Below are 268 nucleotides of genomic sequence, written 5' to 3' on the forward strand. Positions count from 1 at the left end.
CCAGGTGTCCGAGCTGTGGATGAAGCTGATCATCCACGAGCTGCGTCTCGCCATCGCCCATCTGCAGCGCGACGAGCTGGGCCCGGTGCAGAAGATCCTGGCGCGGGTCAAACAGGTGCAGCGCCAGCTGTTCGAGCAGTGGTCGGTGCTGGAGACGCTGACCCCATCCGAGTACCTCGGCTTCCGCGATTCGCTGGGCCCGTCCTCGGGCTTCCAGTCGCACCAGTACCGGCTGATCGAGTTCATGCTCGGCAACAAGAATGCCGAG

The 268-nt window shown here is 64.2% G+C and carries 1 protein-coding gene; it reads left to right on the plus strand.

The features are described 5' to 3' along the window. A partial coding sequence (locus FLQ44_RS17880) for a tryptophan 2,3-dioxygenase family protein (RefSeq protein WP_240801332.1) occupies positions 1 to 268 on the plus strand: 268 nt, incomplete at both ends.

Source organism: Vogesella mureinivorans (assembly GCF_007644035.1).
GTDB lineage: Bacteria > Pseudomonadota > Gammaproteobacteria > Burkholderiales > Chromobacteriaceae > Vogesella > Vogesella mureinivorans.